Annotated in this window: 16 protein-coding genes and 1 riboswitch; of the genes, 10 read left to right on the top strand and 6 right to left on the bottom strand. The window is 71.4% G+C overall.

The window, feature by feature from the left end; genetic code table 11:
* Positions 1–105 precede the first annotated feature (105 nt).
* From TNCT6_RS26760 to TNCT6_RS26795, 8 genes are all read left to right on the top strand, one after another.
* Positions 106–1,002: a DUF881 domain-containing protein gene (locus TNCT6_RS26760; RefSeq protein ID WP_253266219.1), complete on the top strand. Its 897-nt coding sequence runs from the start codon at positions 106–108 to the stop codon at positions 1,000–1,002.
* Positions 999–1,331, top strand: a complete 333-nt coding sequence (locus TNCT6_RS26765) for a small basic family protein (protein WP_003988855.1) — start codon at positions 999–1,001, stop codon at positions 1,329–1,331. Before TNCT6_RS26760 ends, TNCT6_RS26765 begins: the two co-directional genes overlap by 4 nt.
* A 5-nt stretch (positions 1,332–1,336) precedes the next feature.
* On the top strand, positions 1,337–2,206 hold the full coding sequence (locus TNCT6_RS26770) for a DUF881 domain-containing protein (RefSeq protein WP_141362951.1): 870 nt from the start codon (positions 1,337–1,339) through the stop codon (positions 2,204–2,206).
* Between the two features lie 130 nt (positions 2,207–2,336).
* Positions 2,337–3,197, top strand: coding sequence for an FHA domain-containing protein (locus TNCT6_RS26775; RefSeq protein ID WP_172633035.1), 861 nt, complete (start codon positions 2,337–2,339; stop codon positions 3,195–3,197).
* 17 nt (positions 3,198–3,214) lie between these two features.
* A complete protein-coding gene (locus TNCT6_RS26780) occupies positions 3,215–3,952 on the top strand; it encodes a MerR family transcriptional regulator (protein WP_141362956.1) in 738 nt (245 codons plus the stop codon).
* An 81-nt stretch (positions 3,953–4,033) separates the two neighbouring features.
* Positions 4,034–4,507, top strand: a complete 474-nt coding sequence (locus TNCT6_RS26785; RefSeq protein WP_111002881.1) for a bifunctional nuclease family protein — start codon at positions 4,034–4,036, stop codon at positions 4,505–4,507.
* A gap of 191 nt (positions 4,508–4,698) precedes the next feature.
* Positions 4,699–5,382, top strand: a complete 684-nt coding sequence (locus TNCT6_RS26790) for a MerR family transcriptional regulator (protein WP_141362958.1) — start codon at positions 4,699–4,701, stop codon at positions 5,380–5,382.
* A 159-nt stretch (positions 5,383–5,541) separates the two neighbouring features.
* On the top strand, positions 5,542–6,981 hold the full coding sequence (locus TNCT6_RS26795) for a DNA polymerase IV (protein ID WP_141362960.1): 1,440 nt from the start codon (positions 5,542–5,544) through the stop codon (positions 6,979–6,981).
* On the opposite strand, the gene TNCT6_RS26800 is transcribed toward TNCT6_RS26795, so the two are convergent.
* Complete coding sequence (locus TNCT6_RS26800) at positions 6,891–7,274, bottom strand: PRC-barrel domain-containing protein (RefSeq protein WP_172633036.1); 384 nt, start codon at positions 7,272–7,274, stop codon at positions 6,891–6,893. The genes TNCT6_RS26795 and TNCT6_RS26800 overlap by 91 nt on opposite strands.
* A gap of 113 nt (positions 7,275–7,387) precedes the next feature.
* Positions 7,388–7,482, top strand: a riboswitch (glycine riboswitch).
* Between the two features lie 176 nt (positions 7,483–7,658).
* Between TNCT6_RS26800 and gcvP the strand changes: the two genes are divergently transcribed.
* On the top strand, positions 7,659–10,544 hold the full coding sequence (gene gcvP / locus TNCT6_RS26805; RefSeq protein ID WP_141362964.1) for an aminomethyl-transferring glycine dehydrogenase: 2,886 nt from the start codon (positions 7,659–7,661) through the stop codon (positions 10,542–10,544).
* 100 nt (positions 10,545–10,644) lie between these two features.
* Here gcvP and TNCT6_RS26810 read toward each other — a convergent pair whose 3' ends face one another.
* From TNCT6_RS26810 to modA, 4 genes are read right to left on the bottom strand one after another with little or no spacing between them, the layout of a single operon-like run.
* Entirely contained in the window at positions 10,645–11,064 is a 420-nt protein-coding gene (locus TNCT6_RS26810) for a molybdopterin-binding protein (RefSeq protein ID WP_141362966.1), read from the bottom strand.
* Between the two features lie 60 nt (positions 11,065–11,124).
* Positions 11,125–12,216, bottom strand: a complete 1,092-nt coding sequence (locus TNCT6_RS26815) for an ABC transporter ATP-binding protein (RefSeq protein WP_141362968.1) — start codon at positions 12,214–12,216, stop codon at positions 11,125–11,127.
* A 49-nt stretch (positions 12,217–12,265) separates the two neighbouring features.
* The gene (modB, locus tag TNCT6_RS26820) at positions 12,266–13,108 is read right to left on the bottom strand and encodes a molybdate ABC transporter permease subunit (RefSeq protein WP_141362970.1); all 843 of its coding nucleotides are present in this window, start codon (positions 13,106–13,108) and stop codon (positions 12,266–12,268) included.
* On the bottom strand, positions 13,105–13,929 hold the full coding sequence (modA, locus tag TNCT6_RS26825) for a molybdate ABC transporter substrate-binding protein (protein ID WP_141362972.1): 825 nt from the start codon (positions 13,927–13,929) through the stop codon (positions 13,105–13,107). The genes modB and modA overlap by 4 nt, the downstream gene beginning before the upstream one ends.
* Before the next feature lie 198 nt (positions 13,930–14,127).
* Between modA and TNCT6_RS26830 the strand changes: the two genes are divergently transcribed.
* Entirely contained in the window at positions 14,128–14,589 is a 462-nt protein-coding gene (locus TNCT6_RS26830; protein WP_141362974.1) for a molybdopterin-dependent oxidoreductase, read from the top strand.
* A gap of 10 nt (positions 14,590–14,599) precedes the next feature.
* Here TNCT6_RS26830 and TNCT6_RS26835 read toward each other — a convergent pair whose 3' ends face one another.
* Positions 14,600–14,995 (bottom strand): molybdopterin-binding protein, encoded by a 396-nt coding sequence (locus TNCT6_RS26835; protein WP_141362976.1) that lies wholly within the window; start codon positions 14,993–14,995, stop codon positions 14,600–14,602.
* Positions 14,996–15,039: the final 44 nt, after the last annotated feature.

Here is a 15,039-nt window from a genome sequence, read left to right on the forward strand (position 1 = left end):
GGACAGCACGCACGCGTGCCGGACAAGTGTCCCCCAAGGGGGCCTGTCCGGCACGCCGGTGGGGCCATTCGGAAGTCACGGCCACGTCGTGCGACGATGTGCGGCATGCCGCAGCAACCCCCCATTCGGAGCAACCCCGCGCGGCCCTCCCGACCGGACGCCTCCATGTCGTTGATCACCAACGTCATGGACCACAGCCTCGACGACGGTTACGCCGAGTCAGCCGCTCGGAAGAAGGCCGCGGGCGAGAGCGGCATGCCGAAAACCGTCCGGGCGAAGCTCGGCCTGGCGGGCGGGCTGGTGCTGGCCGGGCTCGTGGTGACCGTGGGAGCGGCACAGGCCCGTGTGGCGGCCCCGGTCGTCGCCAAGGAGCGCCAGGAGCTGATCGACCGCATCGACAAGGAGACCGCGGCGGCCGACGAGCTCGAGGGCACCGTCGACAAGCTGAGGGACGACGTGAACGCGCGGCAGCGCGAGGCGCTGCGGCACACCGGCGGCAACCCGCAGGCCGACCTGGTGAGCATGCTGGCGGGCGCCAGCGAGGTGTACGGCCCCGGTATGAGGCTCGTGGTGGACGACGCCAAGGAGGCCGGCACGAGCGGCGGCGGCAATCCGCGAGGGACGTCGGGTTTCTCCGACACCGGCCGGGTCCGGGACCGGGACATGCAGCGGGTGGTGAACGGGCTGTGGCAGTCGGGTGCCGAAGCCGTCTCCATCAACGGGCAGCGACTGACGGCCCTGTCGGCGATCAGGGCCGCGGGCGACGCGATACTGGTCGACAACAAGCCGCTGGTGCCGCCGTACACGGTGCTCGCCGTGGGCGAGGGGAAACGGCTGAGCGCCCGGTTCCAGGACAGCCCCGACGGGCTGTACCTCCAGGCCCTGAAGGACAACTACGGCATCCGGAGCAGCATCTCCGTGGAGAGCGACCTCCGGCTGGCCGCCGCACCGAGTGTGATCGTACGTACAGCACAGCCGAGCACTGAGAAGGGCACATCGTGATCGCCGTACTGGGCCTCGTCGTGGGAGTGGTGGCCGGCCTGTTGGTCCGGCCGGAGGTTCCGGCGGTCGTCGAGCCTTATCTGCCGATCGCCGTCGTCGCGGCGCTGGACGCCGTCTTCGGTGGCCTGCGGGCCATGCTGGACGGCATCTTCGACGACAAGGTCTTCGTCGTGTCGTTCCTGTCCAACGTGGTCGTGGCCGCGCTGATCGTCTTCCTGGGCGACAAGTTGGGCGTGGGCGCCCAGCTGTCCACGGGTGTCGTGGTCGTCCTCGGTATCCGCATCTTCTCCAACGCCGCGGCGATCCGACGGCACGTGTTCCGGGCGTGAGAATCATGAGCCACCAGGACGAGCAGCCCGGGAACGGGCAGCAGGACACCCAGCCCGAGCAGCAGCGGCTGCGCCAGGAGTTGCCCGAGGAGGTGCCCGCGCAGGCGGCCGCCGGTGAGGGTCCCAGCGCCGAGGAGAGTTCCGAGCCCGCGCTGACCGGTCGCCAGCGGCTGGCCCAGGGGCTGTGGCCGCCGCGCTTCACCCGGGCCCAACTCGTCGTCGCGCTGCTGCTGTTCGGCCTCGGCTTCGGACTCGCCGTCCAGGTCGCCTCCAACAGCAGCGGCGACAACGCGCTGCGCGGCGCCCGGCAGGAGGATCTCGTCCGCATCCTCGATGAACTGGACGACCGTACTCAGCGTCTTGAAGACGAGAAGCAGGGTCTGGAGAAGCAGCGCCAGGAGCTGGAGAACAGCTCGGACCAGGCCGAGGAGGCCCGCAGGCAGACGGCCGAGAAGGAGAAGCAACTCGGCATCCTCGCGGGCACGGTGGCCGCGCAGGGACCCGGCATCACGGTGACGGTCGAGGACACGAAGGGGACGGTCCGGGCGGACATGCTGCTCGACGCGATACAGGAGCTGCGCGCGGCCGGTGCGGAGGCGATCGAGGTGAACGGTGTGCGCGTGGTCGCGAACACTTATCTCACCGACTCCGGCAAGAGCGTGGACGTCGACGGGAACAAGATCAACGCCCCGTATCGTTTCAAGGTCATCGGCAAGCCGCAGGACCTCGAACCGGCGCTCAACATTCCTGGAGGCGTGGTGCAGACCCTGGAGAAGGAGCAGGCCACCGTGACCATCGACCGTTCGGACAAGATCGTCGTGGACGCCTTGCGGGCGGCGAAGAGGCCTGACTACGCTCGGTCGTCCTCGCGGTGAACCGGCGGTGCATGGCGCTCGTCCGGCAGGGGCATGAGGTTGCGGGGGGTCGGCGCATCGATTGGGTGGTGCGTGGTGGAAACTGTCTGGTGGATACGGACGTTGTGAAGATGTCCGGGTCGACCGGTGTATGCAGTCAGGGTTCGTCCTGCCCCACGGGCGGGTCTGTTTCGGTCAAGGGGAATCGCCCGTGAAGTTGTTTGCGAAGTTGTTCGGCAAGAGCGCGCGAGAGGGCGGCGAGAACGCGACGGCCCGTCATCGCGCACAGCCTGACGCCGAGGGCCAGCGTCCGCTGTTCAGGGACCAGGTGGCCGGTCAGGACGCGTCGTCGGTTGACCCTGCCCAGTCGGGCGGCATAGGTTTCGGGCAACCGTCGACCTCAGGTACGGCTGGAGGGTTTGCCGCCGGCCCGTACGCGTCCGATGCCCCCGCGGGGCAGCCGCGGCAGGAGGATCCGTCCATGTCGGCCCTGGTGTGTACGAGGTGCGGTAACCGCAACGCGCAGAACAGCCGCTTCTGCTCCAACTGCGGTGCGCCGCTGCGGCCCGGTGCGACGCCGGAGCGCTCGTCGGAGACGACCTCGACGATCTCGATCTCCGGTCTCGAGGCCTACGACGCCGAGGCCACCGGTCAGACGCCGATGCTCTCTCCGGAGGCGCAGGCGGCCGTCGACGCGCTGCCGCTGGGCTCGGCCCTGCTGGTGGTGCGCCGCGGCCCGAACTCCGGCAGCCGCTTCCTCCTGGACGGCGAGCTGACCACGGCGGGGCGTCATCCGCAGAGCGACATCTTCCTGGACGACGTGACGGTCTCGCGTCGCCATGTGGAGTTCCGCCGCAGCCCGGACGGCTCGTTCACGGTGGCCGACGTCGGCAGTCTGAACGGCACGTACGTCAACCGGGAGCCGATCGACCAGGTCGCTCTGTCCAACGGTGACGAGGTGCAGATCGGCAAGTACCGGCTGGTCTTCTACTCGAGCCGACAGGGCGTCTGACCTGTCAGGGAAGGTCCATGCGCCAATCACCGAGCGGCGGTGCCGGGCACGGTGCCGCCGCCACGGACAGTGGGCTGAAGAGCATCGGCACGGTGCTGAACGTGCTGCGCGACGAGTTCCCCGAGGTCACCGTCTCCAAGATCCGTTTTCTGGAGTCGGAGGGGCTCGTCGAGCCGCGGCGCACCCCCTCGGGGTACCGCAAGTTCAGCACCGACGACGTCGAGCGGCTGGCCCTGGTCCTGCGGATGCAGCGGGACCACTACCTGCCGTTGAAGGTGATCCGCGAGTACCTGGACGCGATGGAGCGTGGCGAGGCGGTCCACCTGCCGGCGGTCGGCCGGCAGCGTGACGCCTCGGCCGTGCCGGCGTCGGCCGAGGCCCCCACGGGGGCCCGGATCGGGCGGGCCGAGCTGCTCGCCGCCGCCGGCATCGAGGAGGGGGAACTGCGGGAGTGGGAGTCGTACGGGCTGCTCACTCCGTTGGCGGACGGGGCCTACGGCGCCGAGGCGGTGACCGTGGCCTCACTCGTCTCCGAGCTGGGGCGTTTCGGGATCGAGCCCCGGCACCTGCGGGTGATGAAGGCGGCCGCCGACCGCGAGGCCGGGCTCGTCGACCAGGTGGTGGCCCCGCTCAAGAGGCACCGCAACCCGCAGACCAGGGCACATGCGGAGGCCCGTGCCAAGGAGCTCGCGGAGCTCACGGTGCGGCTGCACACGGTGCTGGTCCAGGCCGCGCTGGGGGTGCGGCTGCCGTGAGCGGGCCGGGAGGCGGCCGGATCCTCCTCCCCTGACCGGCCCGACTACCCAAACGGTCGGGGCACCGCCTAGGGTTGCTGTGTGAACGAGCTCGATGTCGTAGGTGTCCGGGTCGAGATGCCCTCCAACCAGCCGATCGTGCTCCTGCGTGAAGTGGGAGGCGACCGTTACCTCCCCATCTGGATCGGGCCAGGGGAGGCGACGGCGATCGCCTTCGCCCAACAGGGCATGGCCCCTGCGCGACCGCTGACCCATGACCTGTTCAAGGACGTGCTGGAAGCGGTCGGCCAGGAACTCACGGAAGTGCGCATCACGGACCTGCGTGAAGGCGTCTTCTACGCCGAGCTGGTGTTCGCCAGCGGTGTCGAGGTGAGCGCCCGGCCGTCCGACGCCATAGCGCTGGCCCTGCGTACCGGGACGCCGATCTTCGGCAGCGACACGGTGCTCGACGACGCGGGCATCGCGATCCCGGACGAGCAGGAGGACGAGGTGGAGAAGTTCCGCGAGTTCCTCGACCAGATCTCGCCGGAGGACTTCGGCAGCAGCAGCCAGTGAAGCGCCCGCAGGAGCCACGGGAGACCGCCCCGCGGCCTCCCTCCGAGGCATTCGGATAGCCTTTCCCGGCGATGGGGTACGCGAAACCACTCTTAGGGTGATTATCACTCGGCGTGCCGAGTGTGGCGATCGTTGACGCACCCCTGGTGACTGCCTACCGTCGAGGAGGCAGGTCAAGGACGGAGGTCGGCGTGAGAAGCAGCGGCGACGGTACGGCTGGGGGTGCCCCCGGACGCAATGCCGGGGGAAGCGGTCCGTACCCTCCCCCGAGCTCTCGGCTCCGACCGAGCGGGGGGTATCCCCCTCCCGGGGGCGTGGCCGGTCGTGCTCCGCAGCGACCGACGGCGGTGCCGAGCAGCGGAGGGGCGGCGGCCATGGCTACCGAGCAGATCGGCTACCGCGGTCCGACGGCCTGCGCGGCCGCCGGCATCACTTACCGGCAACTGGACTACTGGGCGCGCACCGGGCTGGTCGAGCCGAGCGTGCGTCCCGCCCACGGGTCCGGGACCCAGCGTCTCTACAGCTTCCGGGACGTCGTCGTCCTGAAGATCGTCAAGAGGTTCCTCGACACCGGCGTGTCGTTGCAGAACATCCGTAGCGCCGTCCAGCACCTGCGCGAGTGCGGTCTGCGTGACCTGGAGCGGATGACGCTGATGAGCGACGGTGCCACGGTGTACGAGTGCACGTCGCCCGACGAGGTGCACGCCCTGCTCCAGGGAGGCCAGGGAATCTTCGGCATCGCCGTCGGAGTGGTGTGGCGTGATGTGGAGAGCGCGCTGTCGCAGCTGCACGGTGAGCGCATCGACACCGGGGAGACGCTCGTGGGGCACAACCCGGGCGACGAGCTCGCCCGGCGGCGCAACCGGGCCGTCTGAGCGGCCCCTCGGCCGGCTCCGGTCGTTTCGGCCACCGGCCCGGCCGCATGGGCCCGATCAGCCCGATCAGCCCGCTCGGCCCCCGTACCGGCTTCGAAAGCCCGTACGGGTGCTGCCGGAACCGGGGCGTTGTCAGTGGCGTGGTGCAGCATCGTAGATGTGAGAACCGCACCCACGATCCTCCATCTCGACATGGATGCCTTCTTCGCCTCCGCGGAGCAGGCGTCCAAGCCGAGCCTGCGCGGCAAGGCCGTGGTCGTGGGCGGGCTGGGACCGCGCGGCGTGGTGGCCACGGCGTCGTACGAGGCGCGCGTCTTCGGCGTCCACTCCGCGATGCCGATGGCCCAGGCGCGGCGGCTGGCGCCGAACGCCGCGTACCTCGTGCCGCGCTTCGCCTTCTACCGCTCGATCAGCGAGCGGGTGATGGGCCTGCTGCGGGCGCTGTCGCCGCTGGTGGAGCCGCTGAGCCTGGACGAGGCGTTCGTGGACCTGGAGGCCGGGGGAGCCGCCTGGGACGCGGAATCAGCGCGGCTGGCGGGGACGAGGCTGCGTGCCGACATCCGGGCCGTCACGGGACTCACGGGGTCCGTGGGGCTGGCCGCCTCCAAGATGCTCGCCAAGATCGGCTCCGAGCAGGCCAAGCCCGACGGCCTGGTGCTCATCGAGCCCGGCACCGAGCGGGCCCTGCTCGGTCCGCTGTCCGTGCGGACCCTGCCGGGCGTGGGCCCGGCCACGGGCGACCACCTGCGGCGGGCCGGGATCCACACCGTCGAGGAGATCGCCGAGGCCGGCGAGGACGAACTCGTACGGCTGCTCGGCAAGGCGCACGGGCAAGCGCTGTACGCGATGGCGCTAACCCAGGACGACCGTCCCGTCGTCGCCGAGCGCGAGACGAAGTCGGTGTCCGTCGAGGACACCTACGACGTGGACATCCACGACCGCGTCCGGGTGGCCCTGGAGGTGCAGCGGCTCGCCGACCGGTGCGTGGGGCGGCTGCGCGGGGCCGGTCTGTCGGGGCGCACCACCGTGCTGAAGGTGCGCCGCTACGACTTCTCCACCCTGACCCGCTCCGAGACCCTGCGCGGGCCCACCGACGACCCCGCGGTGATACGGGAGGCGGCCGCCCGGCTGCTGGACTCCGTGGACACCACGGGCGGCGTACGGCTGCTCGGCGTGGGCGTGTCCGGGCTCGCCGACTACACCCAGGAGGACCTGTTCGCGCAGGCCGCGGGCGCGCAGGCGGAGGGCCCGGCCGAGGAGCGCCCGGAGGAACCCGCCGAGCGGCAGCCGGCACCCACCGAGCGGCGGTGGCCGTCGGGCCACGACGTACGGCACGCCGAGTACGGTCACGGATGGGTACAGGGCAGTGGACTCGGCCGCGTCACCGTGCGCTTCGAGACTCCTGACTCCGCGCCGGGCCGGGTTCGCACCTTCCTCATGGACGACCCGGACCTGGAACCGGCCGAACCCCTTCCTCTGGCTCCTCCGGTTCCGCCGGTTCCTCCCGCTCAGCTTTCGTCCGGACCCGAGCCGGAGCCTGCCAGCTTGCCGAAATGGTGGTCCGGAACGGTCGGAGGAGGGGCCACGTCGAGGCCGTAGTGGTGGTAGAGCTGCAGTTCCTGCTCGGGGGACAGATGGCGGCCCACGCCGAAGTCGGGGGCCTCCTTGATCAGCGCGCGGTCGAAGGGGACGTGCAGGGCGCCCTCGACCAGTTCGCTGGGTTCCAGGGGGACGAAGGCGTCCCGGGAGAACAAGCCGGTGCGTATGGCCGCCCACTCCGGCACACCGGTCGCGTCGTCGAGGTAGACCTCGTCCACCGTGCCGATCTTGTGGCCGCTGCGGTCGAACGCCTTGCGGCCGATCAGGTTGCGCGGATCGATCTCCGTCTGCACTGTCCCTCCACGTGGTCGCAACTCATCCGTAACCACTACAAAAGAGCACATTCAGCATGGCGGCCACTCGAAGACCCGTGCGGCTGCCCCGCTGGTAGGCTGGCAACGGCTGCTGACCCCGTGCGGGAGAGCCCTCCGGTACCACCGGGGGCGCCGAAGGAGCAAATCCTCCCCGGAATCTCTCAGGCCCACGTACCGCACGGACGAGGTCACTCTGGAAAGCAGAGCGGGTGTCGACGGCTTCCGCTCTCACCGACGGTGAAAACCGGGAGCCCTCGGGCGGCCCGGTGAAACTCTCAGGTTGAGATGACAGAGGGGGAGGCCGTCGGGGCACCTGTGCCGTGGTGTCCCTCGAAGGTCGTGTCAGACCAGGAGGCCTCCGCAATGACCGCCCAGCGCATTCCGCTCTCCGAGCTCGAACAGGGCATCCCCTTCGAACAGCGCCATATCGGGCCCGACCACGAGGCGCGGGCCAAGATGCTCGCGCAGGTCGGCTACGGCTCGCTCGACGAGCTCACCGCCGCCGCGGTGCCCGATGTGATCAAGAACGCCGACGCGCTCGACCTGCCCGGCGCCCGCACCGAGGCCGAGGTGCTGGCCGAGCTGCGCTCTCTCGCCGACCGCAACCAGGTCCTCGGCTCGATGATCGGACTCGGCTACTACGGGACCTTCACCCCGCCGGTCATCCTGCGCAACGTCATGGAGAACCCGGCCTGGTACACCGCCTACACCCCCTACCAGCCGGAGATCTCCCAGGGCCGGCTGGAGGCGCTGCTGAACTTCCAGACCGTGGTCGCCGAACTGACCGGTCTGCCGACCTCCGGCGCGTCACTGCTCGACGAGGGCACCGCCGCCGCCGAGGCCATGGCGCTGTCCCGGCGCATGGGCAAGAACAAGAAGGGCCTGTTCCTGGTCGACGCGGACGCGCTGCCGCAGACCATCGCGGTCATCGAGACCCGCGCCGAGCCGACCGGCGTCGAGGTCGTCGTCGCCGATCTCGGCGCGGGCATTCCCGCCGAGATCGCCGAGCGCGAGATCAACGGTGTGCTCCTGCAGTACCCGGGCGCCTCCGGCGCCGTGCGCGACCTCAAGCCCGTCATCGACCAGGCGCACGAGCTGGGCGCCCTGGTCACCGTCGCCGCCGACCTGCTCGCGCTCACCCTGCTGAAGTCGCCCGGCGAGCTGGGCGCGGACATCGCCGTCGGCACCACCCAGCGCTTCGGCGTGCCGATGGGCTTCGGCGGCCCGCACGCCGGCTACATGGCGGTGCACGAGAAGTTCGCGCGCAGCCTGCCCGGCCGCCTCGTCGGTGTCTCCGTCGACGCCGACGGCAACAAGGCCTACCGCCTCGCCCTGCAGACCCGTGAGCAGCACATCCGCCGCGAGAAGGCCACCAGCAACATCTGCACCGCCCAGGTGCTGCTCGCCGTCATGGCCGGCATGTACGCGGTCTACCACGGCCCCGAGGGCCTGCGGGACATCGCGCTGCGCACCCACCGGTACGCCACGGTCCTCGCCGAGGGCCTCGAGGCCGGTGGCTTCGAGGTCGTGCACGGCGCGTACTTCGACACGCTGACCGTCAAGGCGGAGGGGCGTGCCGCCGAGGTCGTCGCCGCGGCCCGCGAGGGCGGCGTGAACCTGCGCCTGGTCGACGCCGACCACGTCTCGCTCGCCTGCGACGAGACCACCACCCGGGACCGGCTGCGCGCCGTGTGGGCCGCCTTCGGCGTCGGGGGCGACATCGAGGCGCTGGACGCGGCCGCCGAGGACGCGCTGCCCGAGGCGCTGCTGCGCGACGACGCCTACCTCACCCACCCCGTCTTCCACCAGTACCGGTCCGAGACCGCGATGCTGCGCTACCTGCGTCGGCTGGCCGACCGCGACTACGCGCTCGACCGCGGCATGATCCCGCTGGGCTCGTGCACCATGAAGCTCAACGCGACGACCGAGATGGAGCCGGTCACCTGGCCGGAGTTCGGGCAGATGCACCCCTTCGTGCCCGCCGAGCAGGCGCAGGGCTACCTCACCCTCATCCGCGAGCTGGAGGAACGTCTCGCCGAGGTCACCGGCTACGACAAGGTCTCCCTTCAGCCGAACGCCGGTTCCCAGGGCGAGCTGGCCGGTCTGCTCGCCGTGCGCGGCTACCACCGTGCCAACGGCGACGAGCAGCGCACCATCTGCCTCATCCCGTCCTCCGCGCACGGCACCAACGCCGCCAGCGCCGTGATGGCCGGCATGAAGGTCGTCGTCGTCAAGACCGCCGGGGACGGCGAGGTCGACGTCGAGGACCTGCGGGCGAAGATCGAGCAGTACCGCGAGCAGCTGGCCGTGCTGATGATCACCTACCCGTCCACGCACGGCGTGTTCGAGGAGCACGTCGCCGACATCTGCGCGCAGGTCCACGAGGCCGGCGGCCAGGTGTACGTCGACGGCGCCAACCTCAACGCCCTGGTGGGCCTCGCCAAGCCGGGTCACTTCGGCGGCGACGTCTCCCACCTGAACCTGCACAAGACGTTCTGCATCCCGCACGGCGGCGGCGGGCCCGGCGTCGGCCCGGTCGGTGTGCGCGCCCACCTGGCGCCGTACCTGCCCAACCACCCGCTCCAGCCCGACGCCGGCCCGGAGACCGGAGTCGGCCCGATCTCGGCCGCGCCGTGGGGCTCGGCCGGCATCCTGCCGATCTCCTGGGCCTACGTCCGCCTGATGGGCGGCGAGGGCCTCAAGCGGGCCACGCAGGTCGCCGTGCTCAGCGCCAACTACGTCGCCAAGCGCCTCGAGCCGCACTACCCGGTGCTCTACACCGGTCCCGGCGGCCTGGTCGCCCACGAGTGCATCATCGACCTGCGCCCGCTGACCAAGGCGACCGGGGTGACCGTGGACGACGTGGCCAAGCGGCTGATCGACTACGGCTTCCACGCGCCGACGATGTCGTTCCCGGTGGCCGGCACGCTGATGATCGAGCCGACCGAGTCCGAGGACCTGGCCGAGCTGGACCGGTTCTGCGATGCGCTGATCGCGATCCGCGCCGAGATCGAGAAGGTCGGCTCCGGCCAGTGGTCCGCGGACGACAACCCGCTGCACGGCGCCCCGCACACCGCCGCCGCGCTCGGCGGGCAGTGGCAGCACGGCTACACCCGTGAGGAGGCCGTCTTCCCGGCCGGGGTCTCGATGGCCGACAAGTACTGGCCGCCGGTGCGCCGCATCGACCAGGCCTTCGGCGACCGCAACCTCGTCTGCTCCTGCCCGCCGCTGGACGCGTACGAGGACTGATCGAGCGGCTCACGGGCTCCCGTCCGACCCGGGCGGGAGCCTTGGGTTGTCTTGCGTTCGGATCATGCCCGGCTGATCCGAACGCAAGGCCCCAGCCGTTTTACACGGTGGCCAGGGCGACCTCGGTCGACTTGATCAGGGCGGTGACATGTGTGCCCGCCGCCAGGCCGAGTTCTGCGGCGGCGTCCCTGGTGATCGCGGCGGTCAGCTCGCCGCCCTCCACCTCGACCCGGACGGACGCCATGGCCGCGCCGAGGGCGATCCCGGTGACGGTGCCCGGCAGCCGGTTGCGGATCGACAGGCCCTCGACCGGCCCGGTGGCCAGGGACACCTCCGTCGACTTCACCAGGGCGCGGACGGCGCTGCCCTCGGTCAGACGCAGGTCCTCGACGGCGTCCCTGGTGATCGCGGACGTGAGCTGTCCGCCTCCGTCCAGTCGCACGTGAACGAGGGCCATCGCCTCACCGGGGGTGACGGTGGTGACCGTGCCGGGCAACTGGTTGCGCATGCTCAGGCTCATGGGCGTGCCTCGCGGTGGGTGGGGGATGTGGTGATCACCCACCGTAGGGCGGCCGGTGCCTCAGGCCGGGTAGGCGTGGGTCTGCGTCGCCTTGACGGTCGCCCAGACCGCCGCGCCCGGGTGCAGGTCCAGCTCGGCGGCCGCGACCGTGGTCAGGTCCGCGGTGAGGGCGAGCCCGCCGGTCAGGTCGGCGCGGATCTGGTCGCCGTGGGTCTCCAGGCCGGCGACCTCGCAGCGCCACAGGTTGCGCGCGCTGGAGCCCGAGGGGCGGTCCCGGTGGAGAGTGACCGCACTCGGCGGGAAGGCCACGAAGACCGCTCCCGTCAGGTCCTCGGTGGTGGTGACGGCGGGACCGGCCGCGAGGTGGACGGTGTGGCCCTCGGCCTCCCCGCGGTAGAGGTTCAGGCCCACGAGCTGTGCGACGTAGTCGGTGCGCGGATGGCGGGCGATCTCCGGCGGTGTGCCCTCCTGGACGACACGGCCGTGCTCGACGACGACGAGCCGGTCGGCCAGCACCATCGCGTCCAGCGGGTCATGGGTGACCAGGACGGCGACGGCCTCGAACTCGGCGAGGTGCCGGCGCAGCTGGGCACGGACCTCCAGCCGGGTGCGGGCGTCGAGCGCGGCGAGCGGTTCGTCGAGCAGCAGCAGCCGGGGCCCGGTGGCCAGGGCGCGGGCCAGGGCCACGCGCTGCGCCTGGCCGCCGGAGAGACGGCGGGGCTTGGCGCCCGTGTGGTCGGCCAGCCCCATCCGGTCCAGCCACCGCGCGGCCTGCGCCCGGGCCTCGGCCTTCGACGCGCCCCGGCAGCGCGGCCCGAACGCCACGTTGTCCAGGGCCGAAAGGTGCGGGAACAGCAGGTAGTCCTGGAAGACCACGCCGACCGGGCGTGCCTCGGGCGGTGTGCGGTCCAGCGCAGCGCCGTCCAGGCGCAGATGGCCGCCGTTGAGCGGGACCAGGCCCGCCAGCGCGCGCAGAGCCGTCGTCTTCCCGGCGCCGTTCGGGCCGAGCAGCGCCACCACGTCGCCGGGGGCGGCGGTGAGCGCGACGTCGAGGCGGAAGCCGCCGCGGTCGACGACGAGGCGGGCGTCCAGGCCCTCCCCGGGCACGCCCTCGGCACGTACGCCGGCGGTGGTCCGTTCGATGTCGGTCATGAGATGAACGTCCTGGATACGGGGCGGGTCGGGATCGCCGGCTGATTCATCAGGAGGCCGTCATCCAACGGTCCCGCAGACCCGCCAGTACGGCGATCGACACCGCGAGCAGCACCAGGCTCAGGGCGATCGCCGCCGCCGGGTCGTTCTGCAGGGCCAGGTAGACGGCCAGCGGCATGGTCTGCGTACGGCCGGGGAAGTTGCCGGCGAAGGTGATCGTCGCGCCGAACTCGCCGAGCGCCCGCGCCCAGGCGAGCACGGCGCCCGCGGCGATGCCCGGCGCGATCAGCGGCAGCGTGACCCGGCGGAACGCGGTGAAGCGGGAGGCGCCCAGCGTGGTGGCCGCCTCCTCGTAGCGCGGGTCGGCGGCCCGCAGCGTGCCCTCGACGCTGATCACGAGGAACGGCATGGCCACGAACGCCTCCGCGACCACCACCCCGGCTGTGGTGAACGGCAGCGTGATTCCGAACCAGGAGTCCAGCCACTGCCCGACGACACCGTTGCGCCCCAGGGCCAGCAGCAGGGCCACACCGCCCACGACCGGGGGAAGCACGAGCGGCAGCGTGACCAGCGCCCGGACGAATCCACGTCCGGGGAAGTCCGTACGGGCCAGCAGCCAGGCCAGCGGGACGCCGAGCACCAGGCTGACGGCGGTGGCGGCGGTGGCGCTGACCAGGGACAACTGGAGCGCCTGCCACACCTCGGCGCTGGTCAGCTGGTCCGGCAGGCTGCGCCAGGGGGCCCGGATCAGCAGCGCGATCAGCGGCAGCAGCAGGAAGGCCAGGCCGACCAGCGCGGGGACCAGCAGGGGCAGCGGGGCCCCGCCGAGCGCGCGGCCGCGCCGCGACGCGTTCTTCCGGGTCACGGCGCGGGCCTCGTCGGTCTCGGTCACGGCTTCAGGAACCCGGCCCCGGTCAGGACCTCCTGGCCCTCGGCCGACGTCACCAGCTCGACGAACGCCTTGGCCGCGGTGGCGTTGGGCGCGTTCTTGAGCAGGGTGATCGGGTAGTCGTTGACGGCCCCGGCCGACTCGGGGAACTCCACGCCCTGGACCCTGCCGGCGGCGGCCTTCACGTCGGTCTTGTAGACGAGGGCCGCGTCGGCCTCCTTCAGCTCGACCTTGGTCAGGGCGCTCTTGACGTCCTGCTCGTAGGAGACCGGGGTCAGCTTGAGCCGGCTCGCGTCCAGCACCTTCTGGGCGGCGGCGCCGCAGGGCACGGTCTTGTCGCACAGGACGACCTTGAGGCCGGACCCGGTGAGGTCCTTCAGCGAGGAGATCTTGTCCGGGTTGCCCGGCGCGGTGGCGATCTCGAGCTGGTTGCGGACGAAGGTGACCGGGGTGCCGGCCGCGTCCTTCTTGTCGGTCACGATCGCCATGGTCTTGGTGCTGGCGGCGGCGAACACATCGGCGGGCGCACCGGAGGTGATGCTCGCGGCGAGGCTGTCGCTGCCGCCGAAGTTGAAGGTGACCTTGGTGCCCGGGTGCTGCTGCTCGAACTGCTTGCCGAGCGTGGTGAAGCTCTCCTTCAGCGAGGCGGCGGCGAAGACGGTCACGGTGCCGGACAGCTTCGGCGCGGCGGACGCCGACGTGCCGGACCCGGCCGAGGACGAACCGTCGGAGGACGAGGAGGAGCAGGCGCTGAGAGCCAGCAACGCCGCGGCCCCCGCAACTCCCGACTTCAGCATCCTGGTCCGTCGCGTGGAACGGGTCATCACGGTTCTACTCCTCTGGCTCTGCACGGAAGAAGCTGTCGCGCCCTGCCACGACCGCTCATATGGTCGTGCCGCGATCATACTGCCGCAATTGCCAGGTGTAAGGGCCCTGTTGCATTGCATGAGCTGGCGATGTGTGACGCAGGGCTCGCATGTGCGTTTGTACGAGGCGGTCGTTCGGGTACGGACACTCCGGAGGTGGTGCCCGTGACGCTCGCGGAGCTCGACCTGACCGGCGACCTCGCCCGCCCGTCCCGGCTGACCGTGCGGGATCTGCTCGGGTGGCCGCAGCACGGGGTGGGAGTCGCCTTCGACTGCGCCGCCAGCGGAGTGCAGCACCACCGGTTCACCGGACCGCGCCTGTACGACGTGCTGTCCGCGGCGGGGCCGGGCTTCGACCCGGCCCGGCGCAAGGACCGGCTGCGCTTCCTGATCGCGGTCACGGCCGTCGACGGGCATCACGCGCTGCTGTCGTGGGCCGAGATCGATCCCGACTTCGCCGACGCTCCGGTCCTGCTCGCGGTGACCATCGACGGCACCCGGCTCGACGGCGCCGGCCCCCAGCTGGTCCTGCCGCAGGACCGCTGCGGCGCGCGGTACGTCAGCGGTGTCCGGGCGATACGCGTGGACGGCGGCTATCGCGCGCGTGCCCGGGTGTGAGTGCGTTCGGCTACGTGCGGTCGATGTGCACGTTCGTCGACTTCACGCGGGCGGTGGCCTCCATGCCGACCTCCAGGCCCAGTTCCTCCACGGCCTCCCGGGTCAGCAGGGAGACCAGGCGGTGCGGTCCGGCCTGGATCTCGACCTGGGCGGCGACGTCGCCGAGTTTGATGGCGGTCACGATGCCGGCGAAGGCGTTGCGGGCCGACGTGTACGAGGGGCCTTCCTCGCCGCCGCCGGTCCGGGCCAGCTCGACCGAGAACGCGGCGAGGTCCCGGCCGTCGATGAGCCGGCGTCCGCTGTCGTCGCGGTGGGTGGCCATCCGGCCCGCGTCCGCCCAGCGGCGCGCGGTGTCCGGGCTGACGCCCAGCAGCCGGGCCGCCTGCCCGATCGTGTAGGACTGCATGCCGGTCACGATAGGGCCGCGGACGGCGCGGGGCCGACCTGGGG

The sequence above is a fragment of the Streptomyces sp. 6-11-2 genome (genome assembly GCF_006540305.1).
In the GTDB taxonomy this organism is placed as follows: domain Bacteria; phylum Actinomycetota; class Actinomycetes; order Streptomycetales; family Streptomycetaceae; genus Streptomyces.